The 19072-nt window shown below is 71.8% G+C and carries 16 protein-coding genes; 10 read left to right on the plus strand and 6 right to left on the minus strand.

The window, feature by feature from the left end:
• Positions 1 to 39: 39 nt before the first annotated feature.
• The 3 genes from ACZ6YG_RS16890 to ACZ6YG_RS16900 are packed head-to-tail and all read right to left on the minus strand — an operon-like array spanning position 40 to position 3050.
• Positions 40 to 1560, minus strand: coding sequence for a tripartite tricarboxylate transporter permease (locus ACZ6YG_RS16890; protein ID WP_466018524.1), 1521 nt, complete (start codon positions 1558 to 1560; stop codon positions 40 to 42).
• The gene (locus ACZ6YG_RS16895) at positions 1561 to 2088 is read right to left on the minus strand and encodes a tripartite tricarboxylate transporter TctB family protein (protein ID WP_148029464.1); all 528 of its coding nucleotides are present in this window, start codon (positions 2086 to 2088) and stop codon (positions 1561 to 1563) included.
• Positions 2088 to 3050: a tripartite tricarboxylate transporter substrate binding protein gene (locus ACZ6YG_RS16900; RefSeq protein ID WP_466018525.1), complete on the minus strand. Its 963-nt coding sequence runs from the start codon at positions 3048 to 3050 to the stop codon at positions 2088 to 2090. Before ACZ6YG_RS16900 ends, ACZ6YG_RS16895 begins: the two co-directional genes overlap by 1 nt.
• Positions 3051 to 3192: 142 nt before the next feature.
• On the opposite strand from ACZ6YG_RS16900, the gene ACZ6YG_RS16905 reads away from it, so the two are divergent.
• From ACZ6YG_RS16905 to ACZ6YG_RS16915, 3 genes are all read left to right on the plus strand, one after another.
• A complete protein-coding gene (locus ACZ6YG_RS16905) occupies positions 3193 to 4740 on the plus strand; it encodes an ATP-binding protein (RefSeq protein WP_261808327.1) in 1548 nt (515 codons plus the stop codon).
• Entirely contained in the window at positions 4737 to 5399 is a 663-nt protein-coding gene (locus tag ACZ6YG_RS16910; RefSeq protein ID WP_148029467.1) for a response regulator, read from the plus strand. The genes ACZ6YG_RS16905 and ACZ6YG_RS16910 overlap by 4 nt, the downstream gene beginning before the upstream one ends.
• Positions 5400 to 5578: 179 nt before the next feature.
• A complete protein-coding gene (locus ACZ6YG_RS16915) occupies positions 5579 to 7462 on the plus strand; it encodes a VanW family protein (protein WP_466018526.1) in 1884 nt (627 codons plus the stop codon).
• Between the two features lie 3 nt (positions 7463 to 7465).
• Here ACZ6YG_RS16915 and ACZ6YG_RS16920 read toward each other — a convergent pair whose 3' ends face one another.
• Positions 7466 to 8515 carry a PQQ-dependent sugar dehydrogenase gene (locus ACZ6YG_RS16920; protein ID WP_397198811.1) on the minus strand — a complete coding sequence of 350 codons (1050 nt, stop codon included), beginning with the start codon at positions 8513 to 8515 and terminating at the stop codon, positions 7466 to 7468.
• Positions 8516 to 8553: 38 nt separating this feature from the next.
• Here ACZ6YG_RS16920 and ACZ6YG_RS16925 point away from each other — a divergent pair, with 38 nt between their 5' ends.
• The 6 genes from ACZ6YG_RS16925 to ACZ6YG_RS16950 all read left to right on the plus strand — a co-directional run bounded on the left by ACZ6YG_RS16925 (position 8554) and on the right by ACZ6YG_RS16950 (position 16404).
• A complete protein-coding gene (locus tag ACZ6YG_RS16925) occupies positions 8554 to 9474 on the plus strand; it encodes a 2-hydroxyacid dehydrogenase (RefSeq protein ID WP_148029470.1) in 921 nt (306 codons plus the stop codon).
• A 239-nt stretch (positions 9475 to 9713) separates the two neighbouring features.
• Positions 9714 to 12332: a putative bifunctional diguanylate cyclase/phosphodiesterase gene (locus ACZ6YG_RS16930; RefSeq protein WP_466018527.1), complete on the plus strand. Its 2619-nt coding sequence runs from the start codon at positions 9714 to 9716 to the stop codon at positions 12330 to 12332.
• Between the two features lie 241 nt (positions 12333 to 12573).
• Positions 12574 to 14310 carry an acetolactate synthase large subunit gene (locus tag ACZ6YG_RS16935; RefSeq protein WP_148029471.1) on the plus strand — a complete coding sequence of 579 codons (1737 nt, stop codon included), beginning with the start codon at positions 12574 to 12576 and terminating at the stop codon, positions 14308 to 14310.
• On the plus strand, positions 14307 to 14831 hold the full coding sequence (gene ilvN, locus ACZ6YG_RS16940; RefSeq protein WP_148029472.1) for an acetolactate synthase small subunit: 525 nt from the start codon (positions 14307 to 14309) through the stop codon (positions 14829 to 14831). Before ACZ6YG_RS16935 ends, ilvN begins: the two co-directional genes overlap by 4 nt.
• A gap of 23 nt (positions 14832 to 14854) precedes the next feature.
• Complete coding sequence (gene ilvC, locus ACZ6YG_RS16945; RefSeq protein WP_148034310.1) at positions 14855 to 15838, plus strand: ketol-acid reductoisomerase; 984 nt, start codon at positions 14855 to 14857, stop codon at positions 15836 to 15838.
• A gap of 314 nt (positions 15839 to 16152) precedes the next feature.
• Positions 16153 to 16404, plus strand: a complete 252-nt coding sequence (locus tag ACZ6YG_RS16950) for a hypothetical protein (RefSeq protein WP_148029473.1) — start codon at positions 16153 to 16155, stop codon at positions 16402 to 16404.
• Between the two features lie 90 nt (positions 16405 to 16494).
• Here the strand turns inward: ACZ6YG_RS16950 and ACZ6YG_RS16955 are convergent, their stop codons facing one another.
• On the minus strand, positions 16495 to 17007 hold the full coding sequence (locus ACZ6YG_RS16955; RefSeq protein ID WP_466018528.1) for a nuclear transport factor 2 family protein: 513 nt from the start codon (positions 17005 to 17007) through the stop codon (positions 16495 to 16497).
• Positions 17008 to 17115: 108 nt separating this feature from the next.
• Between ACZ6YG_RS16955 and ACZ6YG_RS16960 the strand changes: the two genes are divergently transcribed.
• The gene (locus ACZ6YG_RS16960; protein WP_466018529.1) at positions 17116 to 17955 is read left to right on the plus strand and encodes a LysR family transcriptional regulator; all 840 of its coding nucleotides are present in this window, start codon (positions 17116 to 17118) and stop codon (positions 17953 to 17955) included.
• Positions 17956 to 18095: 140 nt separating this feature from the next.
• Here ACZ6YG_RS16960 and ACZ6YG_RS16965 read toward each other — a convergent pair whose 3' ends face one another.
• Positions 18096 to 18926 (minus strand): CAP domain-containing protein, encoded by an 831-nt coding sequence (locus ACZ6YG_RS16965; RefSeq protein WP_466018530.1) that lies wholly within the window; start codon positions 18924 to 18926, stop codon positions 18096 to 18098.
• Positions 18927 to 19072 lie beyond the last annotated feature (146 nt).

Below are 19072 nucleotides of genomic sequence, written 5' to 3' on the forward strand. Positions count from 1 at the left end.
CCCGGGTGATGTCCGGGGCCGCGCCGTTCAGTCCTGGTGTCAGTCCTCGTGCGAGACCGGCAGCGGCGGCATCCGCCGTCTGGCCATGAAGCCCCGCAGCAGCGGCGTCAGCAGGGCCAGCAGCGACAGCCCGAGCAGCACCACCGCGACCGGGCTGCCCACCAGCACGGTCACGTCGCCGGCGCCGATGGCCAGCGCCCGCCGCAGCTGGATCTCCGCCATCGGCCCCAGGATCATGCCGATCACCGCGGGCGCGACCGGCAGCCCGAACCGCCGCATGGCGAACCCGAGCAGCCCGAGCACGAACAGCACCACGAGGTCCACCGCGCTGGCGTTCAGCGCGTAGACGCCGAGCGCCGCGAACAGGATGATCCCGCTGTAGAGGTACGGGCGCGGGATCCGCAGCAGCTTGGCCCAGACCGGCGCGAGCGGCAGGTTCAGCACGAGCAGCATCGTGTTCCCGATGAACAGCGACGCGATCATGGCCCACACCAGCGCCGGGTTGTGGTCGAAGAGCTGCGGCCCGGGCTGCAGCCCGTACTGCTGGAAGGCCGCCAGCATGATCGCGGCCGTGGCGGAGGTCGGCAGCCCCAGCGTGAGCAGCGGCACGAGGGTGCCCGCCGCCGAGGCGTTGTTGGCCGCCTCGGGCCCGGCCACGCCCTCGATCGCGCCCTTCCCGTACTCCTCCCGCGCCACGCCGCGGGCGAGCCGCTTCTCGGCCGCGTACGACAGGAACGTGGGGATCTCGGCGCCGCCGCCGGGCAGCGCGCCGAACGGGAAGCCGAGCGCGGTGCCGCGCAGCCACGGCCGCCACGACCGGCCCCAGTCCGAGCGGCCCATCCAGGCCCGCCCGACGGGTACGACGTCCGGCGGGGCGTGCCGCAGCCGGGAGGCCACGTACAGCGCCTCGCCCACGGCGAACAGCCCGACCGCGACGATCACCACGTCGATGCCGTCGAGGAGCTGCGGGACGCCCAGCGTGAGCCGGGCCTGCCCGGTCTGCTGGTCGATGCCGACCAGCCCGATCGCCAGCCCCAGCACCAGCGAGGCCAGCCCGCGCACGACCGACCGCGACAGCACCGACGACACCGCGGTGAAGGCCAGGATCGCCAGCGCGAAGTAGTCCTCGGGACCGAACGAGATCGCGAAGCTCACCACGGCAGGCGCCGCGAACACCAGCAGCGCGGTGGCGATCGTGCCCGCCACGAACGAGCCGATGGCCGCCGTGGCCAGCGCCTGCGCGGCCCGCCCGCGCCTGGCCATCTTGTTGCCCTCCAGCGCGGTGATCATGGAGGAGGACTCGCCGGGCGTGTTGAGCAGGATGGACGTGGTCGAGCCGCCGTACATGCCGCCGTAGTAGATGCCGGCGAACATGATGAACGCGCTGGCCGGCGGCACCGTGAAGGTGATCGGCAGCAGCAGCGCCACGGTCATCGCCGGCCCGATGCCCGGCAGCACGCCGACCAGGGTGCCGAGTGTGACGCCGACGAGCGCGTACAGCAGGTTGACCGGCGTCAGCGCGGCGGCGAACCCGTCGAGCAGCAGCCCCAGCGACTCCACTCAGATCACCCCCGACAGCAGCCCGGCGGGCAGCGTGACGCCCAGCCCCTCGACGAACGTCAGGTACGTCGAGACGGCCAGCACCACCGCGATCAGGGCCGCGCGGACCCTGTGCTCGGCGCCGAGCGCCAGTGACAGCCCGAAGAACAGCAGGCTCGCCGCGATGATCCAGCCGAGCACGTCCAGCACGGCGGTGAAGGCCAGGAAGACGCCGCTCACCAGGCCGACGCCGCGCCAGTCGGCGGGCGCCTCGGCGTCCACGTCCTCGCTCTCCTCCGGGTCGCCGCGCCCGCCGCGCAGCACGTCGGCCACGTAGAACAGGCCGATGAGGATCATCGCCCCGCCGACCAGCATGGGGAAGAACCGCGGCCCCGGCCCGAGCCGGGAGGCCGCGGCCGACACGTCGAGCGTGCCCACGACGACGAACACGCCGAGACCGAGCACCACCAGGGCCAGCCCCAGCTCGGGCCGCCAAAGGCCGCGCTTGCGCCCGGTCTCCTGAAGAGTGGGCTCCTCGGGTGAGGACATCAGGACACGAGCCCCATCTCGGCGATGATGCCCTTGACCCGGGTCTCCTCGGACTTCAGGTAGGCGTCGAACTCCTGGCCGGTCATGAACGAGTCGATCCAGCCGTTCTTGGCCACCGCGTCCTTCCACGGCTGCGAGTCGCGCATCTTGGTGACCAGGTCGGTCAGCGCCTGCCGGTCGGCGTCGGCGAGCCCGCCGGGGGCCACGAAGCCGCGCCAGTTGGCCAGCTCCACGTCCAGGCCGCCCTCCTTCAGCGTGGGCGCGTCCAGCTCGGGCAGCCGCTCGCCGGAGGTGACGCCGAGCGCGCGCAGCTTGCCGGACTTGACGTGCTCGGCGAACTCGCCGACGCCCGAGACGCCGATCGTGACCTTGTTGCCGAGCAGCGCGTTGAGCGCCTCGCCGCCGCCTGAGTGCGCGATGTAGTTGACCTGCTTGGGGTCGACCCCCGCAGCCTTGGCCATGAGCCCGGCCACGATGTGGTCGGTGCCGCCGGCCGAGCCGCCCGCGACCGACACCTTCGCCGGGTCCGCCTTCCACGCGGCCACCAGGTCCTGCAGCGACTGGAGCGGGGACTCCGCCGGGACCACGACGATCTCGTACTCCTCGGTCAGCTTGGCGATCGGCGTCGTCTCGGCCAGCGTGACCTTGGACTTGTTCTGCTCGATGGCGCCGACCATGACCAGGCCCATGGTCATCAGCAGGTTGCCGTTGCCCTGCTCACCGGCGAGCTGGGCCAGCCCGATCGTGCCGCCGGCGCCGGGGACGTTGAAGACCTCGACGCCGCGGTCCGGCGCGACGGACTTCAGCGCCTGCTCCGCGGTGCGTGAGGTCTGGTCCCAGCCGCCGCCGGGCGAGGCCGGGGCCATGATGCGCAGGGTCGTGGTGCCGCCGCCGCTGCCGCCGCCGCAGCCGGCCGCCGCGACGGAGAACGCCGCGAGCGCGGCGATGATACGCAAACGCATGATCAACTCCATGGGGTTTCACATCTATGAACCCTGGATCGTGCGGCCCGTGAGCGCCCGCGTCGAGACTCTGCAGGTAGCGGTCGTAGTGGTCGTATTGGTCGCAACCGGCCCGTGACCTGGCGCTGTTTGCATGTGCTGCGTGAGACTCGGCACCCAGCTGTTCGTGCTCCAGATGGCGATCGTGCTGCTCGCCGTCGGCAGCACCGCCGCTGTCTGGGCACAGCACACCCGCAACCAGTACGACTCCCGCTACGAGCAGCGGGCGCTGGCCATCGCCCAGTCGGTCGCCGCCCTGCCGCAGGTGCGCGAGGCGTTCAAGCTGCGCCGGCCGGAGACCGTGCTGCAGCCGCTCGCGCTGAGCGTGCAGCAGACCACCGGCGCCGACTACGTGGTGATCGCCAACGCCGACCAGGTCCGCTACGCCCACCCCAACGCCTCGCTGATCCGCCACCGGCTGTCCACCGACGGCAGCTACGTGCTCACCACCGGCGGCGACTGGGTGGGCACCCAGAAGGGCACGATCGGCATCACGGTCCGCGGCAAGACCCCGGTGCGCGACGAGTACGGCGAGGTCATCGGCCTGGTCTCGGTCGGCGTGCTGGAGACCACGGTCATCGGCGAGGTGGCGGGCGCGCTGCCGCCGCTGCTGTGGACCGCGACGGCCGTGCTCGTCGCCGGGCTCGCCGCGGCCGCCCTGATCACCGCGAGGGTGCGCAGGCAGACGTTCGGGCTGGAGCCGCGCGAGATCGCCGCCCTGCTGGAACAGCGCGAGGGCGTGCTGCACGGCGTCAAGGAAGGCGTGCTCGCGCTCGACCTCGACGGCCGGGTGACGCTGGTCAACGACGCCGCCCGCGAGCTGCTCGGCGACGTCGGCGACGACCTGACCCGGATGCCGGTCTCCGACCGCATGCGCGACGTGCTCGGCGGCGCCGACCCCGGCGAGGACCGGGTGGTCCTGCACGGCGAGCGGGTGCTGGTGCTCAACCGCACCCCGGTGTCCGTACGGGGCCGGCAGAGCGGCTGGGTGATCACCCTGCGCGACCGCACCGAGCTGGTCCGCCTCGCCCGCGAGCTGGAGTCGACCAGCAGCGCGACGGAGGCGCTGCGGGCCCAGGCGCACGAGTTCGCCAACCGCATGCACACCGTGGTCGGGCTGCTGGAGATGGGCGAGCACGACGCCGCCATCGCGTTCATCACCAGCACCACCCCGGGCGTGAAGGCGGGCGAGCTGCGCGAGCGGGTGCAGGACCCCACGCTGGCCGCGCTGCTGCTGGCCAAGTCGGCCGAGGCGGCCGAGCGCGGCGCCCGGCTGGTGCTGTCGGACGACTCCACGGTGCCCGAGGGGGCGCTCGGCGACCCGCAGGACGCGGTCCTGGTCGTCGGCAACCTGGTGGCCAACGCCATCGACGCGCTCGACGGCCGGGCCGGCACGATCGAGGTCTCGGTCGTGGCGGGGGACGGCGGGCTGCGCGTACGGGTGCGCGACTCGGGGCCGGGCATCACGCCGGAGCTGGTGGAGGAGGTCTTCCGCGAGGGGTTCACCACCAAGGCGGCCCACTCGGGGCCGCGCGGGCTCGGCCTGGCGCTCACCCGTCAGGCCTGCCTGCGCCGCGGCGGCTGGGTGCGGGTGCGCAACTCCGGCGGCGCGGTGTTCACCGCCCTGCTGCCCGAGGAGGCGGCGACGTGAGCGACATCCGGGTGCTGGTCGTGGACGACGACTTCATGGTGGCCCGCATCCACGCCGGCTACGTCGCCAGGGTGCCGGGCTTCGAGGTGGTGGCCACCGCCCACAACGGGGCCGACGCGATCACGGCCGTCGCCGGGTCCCGGCCCGACCTCGTCCTGCTCGACATCTACCTGCCCGACATGTCCGGCCTGGAAGTGCTCAAGGCGATCAGCGGCGTGGACGTGCTGGTCATCAGCGCGGCCCGCGACGTGCCGACGGTCAGGGAGGCCATGCGCGGCGGGGCGGTCAACTACCTGATCAAGCCGTTCGCCGCCGCCGCGCTCACCGAGCGGCTCCAGCAGTACGCCCATACCCGCAGGCAGCTCAGCGCCATCGGGCCGGAGGCCCACCAGGACGACGTGGACCGGCTCTTCGGCGTCACCGGCACCCCGCCGGCGCTGCCCAAGGGCCTGTCGCAGGCGACCTGTGCGCTGGTCGCCACGGTGCTGCGGGAGGCGGGCCGCGACCTGTCGGCCGTGGAGACCGCATCCCTGACGGGGCTGTCGCGGGTCAGCGCCCGCCGCTATCTGGAGTACCTGTGCGGCGCCCGCCGGGCCGAGCTGCGGCCCAGGTACGGGACGGCGGGCAGACCGGAACACCGGTACCGCTGGATCGGCTGACACACTTCCGTAGTCGTTTCTCGTGACATATCCGTACCCGCGTGCCTTACTGTTTCCTGAGAAGTGGCTGCGGAGAGGGAGGAGATTGAGGCGTGCGTAACGCGGGACCGATCGAATCACCGACCGACCCGTTCGCCTCGGTGCCGTTACCCTCGCGCGCCACTTCGAGGAAGCCGAAGGTGGAAGGCCTTCCACCCGGTGTGTCCAGGGACATCTTCGGCCCTCAGGGCCGGCCGGAGTCCCCGCCCGCGGGCCAGGGCCCCCAGGCCGCCGCGAACGGCGGGCCGCCCCCGGCCCCGCAGCAGTCGCAGCCGTGGCCGGTCAGCGTGAATCCCGCACCGGCCTTCACCGAGCCGCAGCCGCCCGCTTACACCGACCCCGAGCCGTCCAGGCGGCGCCGCCTGCTGCCCGCCGTCGGCGTGCTCGTGCTCCTCGCCGTCCTCCTGGCCTACCTGGTGCCGGCCGTGCTGATGTCCGGCACCGTACTGCCAGGCACCCGCGTCGACGGCGTCGACATCGGCGGCCTGACCGTCACGCAGGCGGCCGAGAAGCTCCGCGCCGAACTGGCCGCCGAGCTCAGCAAGCCCGTCGTGGTGACCGTCGGCAAGCACCGCGACACCGTCCAGCCCGACGAGGCCGGCTTGCAGCTGGACGTCGTCAGCACGATCAACCAGGTGCCCAGCGGCTTCCCCAGCCCCGGCGAGGTGTGGCGGGCGCTGACCGGCACCACCGAGCTGGAACCCCAGGTCACCGTCGACGCCTCCCAGCTCGCCAGGACCGTCGAGGCGCTGGCCGGGACCGTCGACAAGCCTCCGACCGAGGGCAAGGTGACGTTCAAGGAGCTGCGGCCCGTCGTCACCCAGCCGCGCCCCGGCGCGCTGCTCGACCGGGGCGAGGCCGTCAAGGCCATCAGCGCCGCCTTCCTCACCGGCAGCGGCAAGGCGTCGCTGTCGCTGAAACCGGCCGAGCCCGCCACCACGCAGGAGGCCGTGAACCGGGCCAGGACCCAGGCCAGGCGCGCCGTCGCCGGCCCGATCACACTGACCCTCGACGGCAAGCAGGCCCAGCTCACCCCGGCGGCCATCGCGGCCAGCCTGACCTTCGTGGCCGACGACGAGGGGGCGCTGAAGCCCCGCTTCGACGCCGCGAAGGCGCTCGGCCCCGTGGAGAGCGTCCTGGTGGACGCGGCCCAGGCGCCACGCGACGCCACGTACGAGATCGTCGACGGCAGCCCCCGGCTCGTCACCTCCCGCGCGGGGCGCGGCATCGACGAGGAGCGCCTCGCCCGCGACGTGACCGGCATGCTGCGGCGCGGCGGCGAGCGGGTCGTCCCCGTCACGCTGTCCGCCGCGCCGCCGGACGTCACCACCGAGGAGGTGAGCGGGCTCGGCATCAAGGAGGCCGTGGGCTCGTTCACCTCCATGTTCGACTGCTGCCAGCCGCGGGTCACCAACATCAGGCAGATGGCCGCGGACGTGGACGGCCACCTGGTCAGGCCGGGCCAGACGTTCTCGCTCAACGAACTGGTCGGCGAGCGCACCACCGAGGGCGGCTACGTGCCGGCGCCGCAGATCGTCGGCGGCCGGCTGCTCACCATCATGGGCGGCGGCTCGTCGCAGTTCGCCACCGCGCTCTACAACGCGGTCTTCTACGGCGGCTTCGAGGACGTGACGCACACGCCGATGGACTACCACTCGACCCGCTACCCGGCCGGCCGCGACGCCGCGCTGCTCTACCCCGACCTCGACCTGAAGTGGCGCAACGACTCCGACCACGGCGTGCTGATCAAGACGGCGTCCACCGAGACGTCCGTCACCGTCACCCTCTACAGCACCAAGCGGTACGAGAAGGTCGAGGCCGTCGAGTCCGAGAAGCGGGACTTCACCCCGTTCCGCCGCGAGACCAGCGACGCCCCCGACTGCGTGGCCGGCCCCGGCCAGCAGGGCTTCACCATCGACGTCACCCGCGTCTTCCACAACGACGGCAAGGTGGTCAAGCGCGACAAGAAGCTGACCACCAAGTACCGGCCGCGGGCCGAGGTCGTCTGCGCCTCCGGAAGCTGACCGTCACGGCGTGACGGCGATGATCCTGTCGTCGCCGTCACGCACGTCGCCCCGGCCGTCCTTGTTGCTCGTGCCCACCCAGAGCTTCCCGTCGGGAGCCGTGGAGACCGCGCGGAGCCTGCCGTAGACGCCGGAGTAGTGGGCCACCGGTTCGCCGGGCGAGCCGTCCGCGGCCAGCGGGATCTGCCACAGGCGCTCGCCGCGCAGCGCGCCCATCCAGAGCGACCCGTCGGCGTAGGCCAGCCCCGACGGCGACGCCTCCGAGGTGTCCCAGGTGACGATCGGGTTCTCGAACGCGGGGTTGTCGCCGCGGCCCTCGACCTCCGGCCAGCCGTAGTTGGCGCCCGGCTTGATCAGGTTGAGCTCGTCGAAGCTGTTGGCGCCGAACTCGGACGCGTACAGCCTGCCCTGGTCGTCCCAGGCCAGGCCCTGCACGTTGCGGTGGCCGAGGCTGTAGACGAGCGTGCCGAACGGGTTGCCGGGCGCGGGCTCGCCGTCGGGGGTCATCCGCAGGATCTTGCCGGCCAGCGAGTCGCGCTGCTGCGCCAGCTCCCGGTCGCCGATCTCGCCGGTGCTCGCGTACAGGTGGCCGTCGGGCCCGAACGCCAGCCTGCCGCCGTTGTGGATGCCGCCCTTGGGGATGCCCTGGACGATCACCCGCGGATCCGACACCGCGTCGCCGGTGAACCGGTAGCGGACGATCCGGTTGTCCTCGGCGGCGGTGTAGTAGACGAACACCTGGTCGTCCTTGACCGCCAGCCCCATCAGCCCGCCCTCGCCGTCGGGGACGACGCCGTCGATCTTGGCCACCTCGGTGACCTGGCCGGAGGCGCTCACGCGGACCAGCCGGGCGGTGTCGCGCTCGGTCACCAGCGCGTCCCCGCCGGGCAGGAACGCGATCGACCACGGCACCGCGAGGTTCTCCGCCACCGTCGTGGGCTCGCCCGGGGAGCGCCCGGGGCTGACGGAGGCCGTGGGCGTGGTCGCCACCCCGTCCGCGCCTGAACAGGCGGTGAGCGCCGCCAGGAAGATGATCATCCAGATGTGCCTCATGTGTCCCATACTCACTCCCGACCCTTAAGGTTTCCCGCATGAAGATCTGGGTGCCCTCCGACGCTGTCGCCGACGTCCTGTCCGAGCTGCCCGGCGTGGAGTGCGCGGTGTTCCACCGCGACGTGCCGGAGCCGCCCGGGATCGAGGACGTCGAGGTGTGGGTCCCGCCTCTCGTCGTGGTGTCCGACGTGCCCGGGATCCTCGCCCGCATGCGCTCGCTGCGCCTCCTCCAGACCGTGACCGCGGGCGTCGACCCGTACCGCCCCCACCTGCCGGAGGGCGTGGTGCTGTGCAACGCGCGTGGCGTGCACGACGCCGGCACCGCCGAATGGGCGGCGGGAGCGATGATCGCGGTCGTCCGCGAGTTCCCCGAGTTCGCCGGCGCGCAGCGGCGCGGCGCGTGGACCTACCGCCACACCGGGGCGCTCGCCGACTCCACCGTGCTGATCGTCGGCTACGGCTCCATCGGCGGCGCGCTGGAGCGCCGCCTGGCGGGCTTCGAGGTGGAGATCGTCCGGGTGGCCAGGAGCGCCCGCGACAGTGAGTACGGGCCCGTCCACGGCATGGACGAGCTGCCCGGCCTGCTGCCGGAAGCGGACGTGGTGGTGCTGCTCGTGCCCTCCACCCCCGCCACCGCCCGCATGGTGGACGCCGGATTCCTGGCCCGCATGAAGGACGGCGCCGTGCTGGTCAACGCCGCCAGGGGCGGGGTGGTCGACACCGGCGCGCTGGTCGCCGAGCTGGAGGCCGGCCGGCTGCGGGCCGCGCTCGACGTGACCGATCCGGAGCCGCTGCCCGAGGGCCACCCCCTGTGGAGCGCGCCCGGCGTGCTGATCACCCCCCACGTGGCCGGCAGCACGCCCGCCTCCGGCCGGCGCACGCTGAAGCTCATCCGGGCGCAAATCTCCAGACACCTCCGCGGCGAGCCGCTGGACAACATCATCACCGACGCGTACTGAGGAGAATCCGGAACGTGGCTGGGCCGTGACCTTCGGTGCGTACGGTTGCGTCTATCCAAGGTTTCCTGACTTCCTGTCAAGGAATTCTTGGCGGCAATTGGTCCGTGTGGTTATCAGATCGGTGACGACATCGGCGTTGTCACCACCCGCGCAGCCGAGACCACACACACTGGCGATGTGGACCCGCCGGGCTTCGGCGGCCACGGGAGCAGGGTTCGAGGACGGGATGGGCAACGACTGTGATCCGCTGGCGTGATCCACGGGCATCGCTGACCGCCGGAGCGGCGATCGGCGCGGCCGGGGTCGCGGCTGCGCTCCTTGCGGGCGGCCCGGCCCTCTACATCGGCGCTGTCGCCGGATTCCTCGCGGCCATGCTCGCCGCCGCCTCGCTGCTGCTCGCCTCCGGGCCGCCGGCCGAGCGCCGGTCCATGTCCAGGGGCATCCGCTGGATGGGCGGCGGCGCCGCGGTCTGGGCACTCGGCGTGGCCGTGCGCCCGTTCACCGACAGCTCCAGCCTCATGGTGAGCTTCGCCGACCTGCTCGTGCTGCTCGGCACCGTGCTGATCGGCGGGGGCGCGCTCGTCGCCGGCGGTCGCCGCCCGCCCGCCCTGGTCGTGCTCCGCCACGTCACCGACTCCTACCTGTCCGCCGCCGCGCTGTTCGTGGTCGGCTGGGTGGTGGCGCTGCGCCACGTCTACGACAACACCGCCGACCCGGCGCTGTTCACCTTCTCGATGCTGCCGCCCATGCTGGCGCTGCTGGTGACGTGCGCGGTGGTGCCTTCCGTGGTCACCGGCAGGGCCGTCGCCCTGCCGCTCGGCGTGGCCGGCCTGTGCGTGCTCGCGGCCACCACGACCTCCAGCCTGGCCGGCGCCGTGGCCAGGCTCGACGGCGGCGGGCCGCCCGGGTGGAGCCTGGCGCTCGCGCCGGCGGCGTTCCTGCTGCTGACCGTCGTGCCCTGGGCCCGGCCGCGCGAGGTGACGGCCTGGCCGCTCATGGGCAGCCTCGTCGCCCTGCTGCCGCTGGCGCTGGTCGCCGTGGCCACCGTGACCATGGTCGTCCACCTGTCGAGCGGGGGGCGGCAGGCGCCCGTCACCGGCGTCGTGGTGGTCGCCGCCTCGATGGTGCTGCTCCTGCTGCTGCGCCTGTTCGTGCTGTCGGGCGTCAACCTGCGGCTGCGCACGCTGCTCTCGCGCGGCGAGAAGCAGCTGCGCGACCTGGCCGAGAGCACCGGCGACGTGGTGCTCATCTGCGACCACGAGGGCACCGTGCACGAGATCGGGGCCGGGGTGGAGGAGACCTACGGCTACCGCCCCGAGCAGCTCGTCGGCGGATCGATCTTCGACTACATCCACCCCGAGGACGTGCCGCAGATCCAGTCGTCGCTGCGCGCGATGGGCCTCGACGACGAGGACGACGCCAATCCCGGCGCCTGCCTCATCGCCTGCCGCGTACGCGCCGCCGACGGCACCTGGCGGCCCACCGAATCCGTCGCCACCCGCCACGCCAGCGGCGAGGACCAGATCCTGGTCACCACCCGCGACATCAGCGACGAGGAGGCGCTGCGCAACCAGGTCGCCCACCTGACCTTCCACGACGGCGTCACCGGCCTGCCCAACCGCGCCTACTTCGAGGAGCGCACCCGCGAGGTGCTCGGCGGCTCCGGCCACGTCGCGGTCATCTTCCTCGACCTCGACGGGTTCACCTCCGTCAACGACTCCGTCGGCCACGCCAGCGGCGACTACCTCCTCGGCCAGGCCGCGCGCCGGCTGCGCGGCGCCGTACGCCCCGACGACACGCTCGCCCGGTGGGGCGGCGACGAGTTCGCCGTGCTCATCGAGACCGGCGGCGACGCGCAGCTCGCCGTCGACCTGGCCGAGCGCCTGCTGCGGGCGGTCTCGCAGGAGCCGTTCCGGGTGGCCGACCGCGACGTGGCGCTCACCGGCAGCGTCGGGGTCGCCTTCGCCGAGGACGACGTGCCCGCCGGCGACCTGATCCGCAACGCCGACGTGGCCATGGCGCGGGCCAAGGAGCTCGGCGGGCGCCGGGTCGAGGTGTTCGCCGCGCAGATGCACGCCGACGTGGTCCGCAGGCTGGAGCTCGCCGCCGACCTGCAGCGGGCGCTGATCGAGCACCAGTTCGCGATCGAGTACCAACCCGTGGTCGACCTGGCCACCTCCCGGGTGACCGCGGTCGAGGCGCTGGTGCGGTGGTGCCGCGGCTCGGTGTTCGTGCCGCCCGACCAGTTCCTCGGCCCGGCCGAGGACACCGGCCTCATCGTGCCGCTGGGGGAGTGGATCCTGCGCGAGGCGTGCCGCGAGGTGGCCGCCTGGCGGGCCGAGTCCTGGGGCATCGGCCTGTCGCTCAACCTGTCCGCCCGCCAGATCACCGCCCCCCGGTTCGTGCAGACGGTCGAGGAGGCGCTGGAGGAGAGCGGGCTGCCCGCCTGCGCGCTCACCCTTGAGGTGATCGAGGAGATGCTCGTCGACGACGCCGACGAGACCGTCAAGCGGCTGTCGGAGCTGCGCGCCCTGGGCGTGCGGCTGGCCATCGACGACTTCGGCACCGGCTACGCCTCGCTGGCCTTCCTCCGTCAGCTCCCGGTCGACATGATCAAGATCGATCCGTCGTTCGTGTCCGGGCTGGGCCAGGACGACACGCTGACCCTGCTCACCCGGACCATCGTGCGGCTCGGCCACGACCTCGGGCTCATCGTGGTGGCCGAGGGCATCGAGCGGCCCGAGCAGCTCGACCTGCTGCGCGAGATGGGCTGCACCCGCGGTCAGGGTTTCCTCGTGGCCCGGCCCATGGCGGCCAGGGGCGTCGACTCGCTGATGCGGACCAGTCTCACCGTTTGATCTCACCGTTTGATCTCACCGTTTGATCTCAGCGTGTGAGACCTGTGTCCCACCAAGTTGACACCGGGCGGTTCAGAGCGGCTATCGTGTAAGCCATGCTTCGCAGTGAGATTCTCGTAGTACTTCGCTGGCGCGCAGGCCGTTAGCGAAGCACTCCGACCTGCGCGCCGCCCCGCTCCCACTTCCCGTGGGGAGGGGCATTTTTTATGTCCTGACGTGTGATCACACAAGGAACGAGCCGATGACCGAACGGATGACAGGTGCACAGGCCCTGGTCAGGGCCTTGGAGCACGTGGGAGTCGACACCGTGTTCGGGATCCCTGGCGGCGCCATCCTCCCCGCCTACGATCCCCTGTACGACTCGGCCAAGGTCCGGCACGTGCTTGTACGGCACGAGCAGGGCGCCGGGCACGCGGCCGAGGGATACGCGCAGGCCACCGGCAAGGTCGGCGTGTGCATGGCGACCAGCGGGCCGGGTGCGACCAACCTGGTGACTCCGATCGCCGACGCCTACATGGACTCGGTGCCGATCGTGGCGATCACCGGGCAGGTGGCCAGCGGGGCGATCGGCACGGACGCCTTCCAGGAGGCCGACATCTCCGGCATCACCATGCCGATCACCAAGCACAACTTCCTCATCACCGACGCCGACGACATCGCGCGGACGATCGCCGAGGCGTTCCACATCGCCGCCACCGGCCGCCCCGGGCCCGTGCTGGTCGACATCTCCAAGGACGCGCTGCAGGCCGAGACCCTGTTCAGCTGGCCGCCGGTCATGCAGCTGCCCGGCTACCGCCCCGTCACCCGGCCGCACTCCAAGCAGATCCGCGAGGCGGCCAAGCTGATCGCCGAGTCCCGGCGGCCGGTGCTGTACGTCGGCGGCGGCGTCCACAAGGCACGCGCCTCCGAGGAGCTGCTCCGCCTGGCGGAGCTGACGGGCATCCCGGTGGTCACCACGCTGATGGCGCGCGGCACGTTCCCCGACAGCCACCCCCAGCACCTCGGCATGCCCGGCATGCACGGCTCGGTCTCCGCGGTGGGCGCCCTGCAGCAGGCGGACCTGCTCGTCGGCCTGGGCGTCCGGTTCGACGACCGGGTCACCGGCCAGCTCTCCACGTTCGCCCCGTACGCCAAGATCGTGCACGCCGACATCGACCCGGCGGAGATCTCCAAGAACCGCCACGCCGACGTGCCGATCGTGGGCGACTGCAAGGAGGTCATCGGCGACCTGATCGCCGCCGTCGAGGCGTCCGGCCAGCAGGGCGACTACGCCGACTGGTGGACGACGCTCAACGGCTACAAGGAGACCTACCCGCTCGGCTACGACGAGTTCGACGACGGTTCGCTGGCTCCTCAGTACGTGATGCAGCGGCTGAGCGCGATCGCCGGGCCCGACGCCTACTACGTGGCCGGGGTCGGCCAGCACCAGATGTGGGCCGCCCAGTTCATCGCGCACGAGCGGCCGGGCGCGTTCATCAACTCCGGCGGCGCCGGCACCATGGGCTTCGCGGTCCCGGCCGCGATGGGCGCGAAGATGGGCGACCCCGACGCGGTCGTGTGGGCCATCGACGGCGACGGCTGCTTCCAGATGACCAACCAGGAGCTGGCCACGTGCACCCTGGAGGGCGTGCCGATCAAGATCGCCGTCATCAACAACGGCAACCTCGGCATGGTCCGCCAGTGGCAGACCCTCTTCTACGACGAGCGCTACTCCAACACCGACCTGCAGGCGACCCGCCGGATCCCCGACTTCGTCAAGCTGGCGGAGGCCTATGGTTGTGTTGGCCTGAGGTGCGAGCGTCCCGAGGACGTCGACGCGACCATCAAGAAGGCCATGGAGATCAACGACGTGCCGGTGGTGGTCGACTTCGTCGTCCACCAGGACGCCATGGTCTGGCCCATGGTCGCGGCAGGGACGAGCAACGACGAGATCAAGTACGCCCGTGACATGGCGCCGACGTGGGAGAACGAAGAATGAGCAGACACACGCTGTCAGTGCTCGTGGAGAACAAGCCGGGTGTCCTGGCGCGGGTGTCCGCGCTGTTCAGCCGGCGGGGCTTCAACATCGACTCGCTGGCCGTCGGGCCCACCGAGCACGAAGACATCTCCCGCATGACGATCGTGGTCAACGTCGAGGAGCTCCCGCTGGAGCAGGTCACCAAGCAGCTCAACAAGCTGGTGAACGTGCTCAAGATCGTCGAGCTCGACCCGTCCCAGTCCGTGCAGCGCGAGCTGACGCTGATCAAGGTCAAGGCCGACGCCGACAGCCGCTCCCACGTGCTGGAGCTCGTCCAGCTCTTCCGGGCCCGCTGCATCGACGTGGCCTCCGACGCGGTGACCATCGAGGTCACCGGCACCCCCGACAAACTCGACGCGTTCGTCAAGGTGCTCGAACCGTTCGGCATCAAAGAACTCGTCCAGTCGGGCATGGTGGCCATCGGCCGCGGCGCCCGTTCCATCACCGACCGGTCCCTCAGGGCACTGGACCGTACCGCCTGAAAGGTTATTCGCAAGTGACCGAGATTTTCTACGACGACCAGGCCGACCTGTCGATCATCCAGGGGCGCCGTGTGGCCGTGCTGGGGTACGGCAGCCAGGGCCACGCCCACGCGCTCTCCCTGCGTGACTCCGGCGTCGACGTGCGCGTCGGCCTGCCCGAGGGCTCCAAGAGCCGCGAGAAGGCCGAGAACGACGGCCTGCGCGTGCTCACGCCGTCGGAGGCGGTCAAGGAGGCCGACGTCACGATGATCCTGGCGCCGGACCACATCCAGCGCCACCTCTACGCCGAGCACGTCGCGCCGAACCTCAGGGAGGGCGACGCGCTCTTCTTCGGCCACGGCCTCAACATCCGCTACGGCCTCATCGAGGCGCCCGAGGGCGTCGACGTGTGCATGGTCGCGCCCAAGGGCCCCGGCCACCTGGTGCGCCGCCAGTTCGAGGCGGGGCGCGGCGTGCCCTGCCTGGTGGCGGTGGAGAAGGACGCCTCCGGCAAGGCCCTCGACCTGGCGCTCTCGTACGCCAAGGGCATCGGCGGCACCCGCGCCGGCGCGCTCAAGACCACGTTCACCGAGGAGACCGAGACCGACCTGTTCGGCGAGCAGGCCGTGCTGTGCGGCGGCGTCTCCGAGCTGATCAAGGCCGGTTTCGAGACCCTGATCGAGGCGGGCTACCAGCCGGAGGTGGCCTACTTCGAGTGCCTGCACGAGATGAAGCTCATCGTCGACCTCATGTACGAGGGCGGCATCTCGAAGATGTACTGGTCGGTCTCCGACACGGCCGAGTACGGCGGCTACACCCGCGGCTCGCGCGTCGTCACCGAGCAGACCCGTCAGGCGATGCGCGAGATCCTCGCCGAGATCCAGGACGGCCGGTTCGCCCGCGAGCTGGTGGAGGAGTTCGACGGCGGCCAGAAGGAGTTCCAGCGTCACCGTGACGAGCTGGCGGAGAACCCGATCGAGAAGACCGGCGCCGAGCTCCGTCCGATGATGAGCTGGCTCAAGGCCTGATTTTTCATGACGTCACGCGGCTGACAGAGCCGCGTGAGTCCGCGTGCGCGGCCCCGGCCGGGGTGATCCTCCGGCCGGGGCCGCGCCCTTTTTGCCGCTTTTCCGGCGCCGCCGTGGCTGTCCCCGTCTCATCCGGACGGCGTCGCCTGTGGGTAGTCCGATCGTCATGGACGACCGGCTTTCGTCTAGGTTCCGCCAAGGGAGGCTTCTTCGTACGTCAAAGCGTGATTCTCGGCGTTTGTTCGGAGAGGCCTTCGGGGATACTTCCGACCGCTACCTACGGAGAGTAGTCGAGAGGTAACAGAGGAGATCCGATGTACAAGACGGGACTTGTCCTGACCGGTCTGATCGGCGGCATGGTCATGCTGGGCGGCGCTCCCGCGCTCGCTCAGGGTTACACCACCGCACCGGTAGTGGCCAACTACGACCACGACCACCACGACGACGGCGACGACATCAGGTACAACAGGTCGCAGGATGGCGAGTGGACCAACAACGGTTCTGACAATGACTTCCTCGACCTCGACGTCCTCAACGATGTCCTGGACATCCTCACCAACCGCTGAGGCATAACAGGTCGTTAGAGCGGGGCCCACCTCATCGACGAGGTGGGCCCCGTCACCGTTTTCAGCCCCTTCCCCCATTCCCCTCCCTCTCTACGCGACGCCGCCGGGCCGGTTACTGTCCGTGAAGATGGCCGCCGGGTCGCCGGTGTACCAGACGTTCTCGATGCGGATCCGGCTCATCAGCCATCGGCCGCCGTCCCGTACCAGCCTGACGTCGTAGCGGTTCTTCAGCAGCGCGTGCGTGTCGTGGTCGGCGGTGAGCAGGTGCTGCGCCTCGACCAGGGCGGTCAGGCGGGCCGTGTCGCCGGTGACGGCGATGCGCGGGTTCGTGACCTGGTGGGTGGTGTCGACCCGTCCGCTGAAGCCGGACAGGATAGTCGTGACGATCGCGTCCCGGCCCTTCATCAGCGGCGGCGCGGCGCCCCAGCGGGCGGCTGCCGGGCGGAAGTCCAGCTCGGCGTCCTCGGTGAAGCAGGACGCGAACAGGTCCTCGTCCCGCAGATCCTGGCCCAGGGCGAAGCGGAGGAGGGCGTCGGTGATCTCCGTCCGGTCCTCCAGCTCGCGCGGGGCGCCGGACAGGGCGCGGTGCTCGGTGACGTACATGCGTGGTGCTCCTTTCGAACGCGCCTCCAGCCTCCGGTTCCGGCGGGCGGTGATCAACGCCGCTCTGTGCCACGATCGTGAAGCCGGGCTTAAGGACGGGAGGGCGGGGTGCTGGAGAGGCACGAGATCGAGGCGTTCCTGACCCTCGCCGAGGAGCTGCACTTCGGGCGCACCGCCGAGCGGCTGCGCGTGTCCACCGCGCGGGTCAGTCAGACGATCAGGAAGCTGGAGCGGCGGGTGGGCGCGCCGCTGTTCGACCGGACCAGCCGCCGCGTCGCGCTCACCCCGGTGGGGCGCCGGCTCCACGAGGAGGTGCGGCCCGCCTGGGAGGCCATCGGGGCCGCGTACGAGCGGGCGGCCGACGCGGGCCGCGGGCTGACGGGGACGCTTCGAGCGGCCTTCACCGGGGCGGCCGCGGGGCAGCTGCTGGCCGGGGTGGAGGAGCTGTTCCGGAGCAGGGTGCCGGGCTGCGAGGTGGTGATCAGGGAGGCGCAGCCGGGAGAGGTGGCGCCGTGGCTGCGCGACGGCGAGGTGGACGTCGTGCTGACGACACTGCCGGTGCCGGGCGCGGACGCGGGGCCGGTGCTGGTGCGGGAGGCGTTGATGGCGGCGGTGCCGGCGGGGCATCCGTTCGCCCGCCGGGAGTCCGTGGGGCTGGCCGACCTGGAGCGGGTGACGGTGGTGGAGCTGGCGGGCGGCCGGGCCGCACCGGGCTCGCCGGGGACTCGGGCGGCGACCCTGCACGAGGCCCTGACGCTGGTCGGTGCGGGGCGCGGGGTGCTACTGGTGGGGGCGCAGACGCGGCGCTACTACGCCCGCCCTGACGTGGCCTACGTGCCGGTACGCGACGCGCCGCGGGTCGAATGGGGGCTGGTGTGGCGGGCCGGCGGGGAGACGGGCAGGGTGCGCGCGTTCGGCCGGGCCGCGGTGGACCTTCTGAGCGACTGACACGCCTGGGTGCGGGCCCGGCCACGGTCCGATACGGAGTCGCGGCCGGGCCCGCCGGAGGGGAGCGCGGGGCGTGCGGTGGGAACCGGCACGGGTGGGGCCGGTACGCCCGGCGCTCCGGTGGTCTCGGCGCCCGGGGCTCAGTGGCTGGCGAAGGTCTGGGTCCAGTGCGGGCCGCGCGGGTGCTGGCCGACGCCGATGTGGGTGTACGAGCAGTCCATGATGTTCCTGCGGTGACCGGGGCTGTCGAGCCAGCCCCGCACCACCTGGGCGGCGGAGTGCGGGCCCACGGCGATGTTCTCGCCCCAGCCGCGGAGCGGTGCGAAACCGGCGGCCCGGATGCGGTCGCCCCCGGAGCGGCCGTCCCGTCCCGTGTGGTCGAAGTAGCCCCTGGCGGCCATGTCCGCCGAGTGCCGTTCGGCCGCCCTGTGCAGCCTGCGGTCGTGCAGCAGCGGCCGGCAGCCCCGGCCGGCGCGGGCCTGGTTGGTGAGCCTGACGACCGCGGCTTCGGCGGCGGAGGCGTCCGAGCCGGACCCTCGCCCGTACCCGCAGGACAGCACCACGCTGCGCGACGTGGCGGGGCGGCCCTCGAAGTCCATGGCCGTGACGTAGTAGCGGCGCGGAGCGGGGGAGCAGCGCAGCCTGACCGTGACGCGGCCGTTCACCAGCACCCGGGAGTCGCTCCCGAGAGTGCGGTCGGGGCCGGGTCCTGCCTCCCTGATCCGTAGGCGGAGCAGGGACTCGTCGTCGCAGCCGGTCCGCACGGCCGTGGCCGTGATCGTCCCGCCCGGGTCCAGCGCCGGCCTGGCGGCCACCACGCGGCACGCCGCCATCGTGGAGACCGCGGCGCCCGCCGCGGTCTCCACGGCCTGCGCCGTGTACGCGGTCTGCGCGGCCGCCGGGCTCGACGCGGGAATGCCCGTCGCCGCGAGACTTCCGAGGCAGGCCAGTGCCTGGAGCCGTCTTCGCATCGCTGTCCTCCGGTGAGTTGAGCGTCGAGACCGCATTCTGGCCCTCCGCGTCGTTGATGTCCGGAAAAACTCCTCTATATCTGGAGCTCCACGTGACCCAATCGTAACAATTAACCCGCTGGCCTCGGTAAACCCAACGTCTGGAT

This window comes from Nonomuraea sp. NPDC054003, from assembly GCF_055585125.1.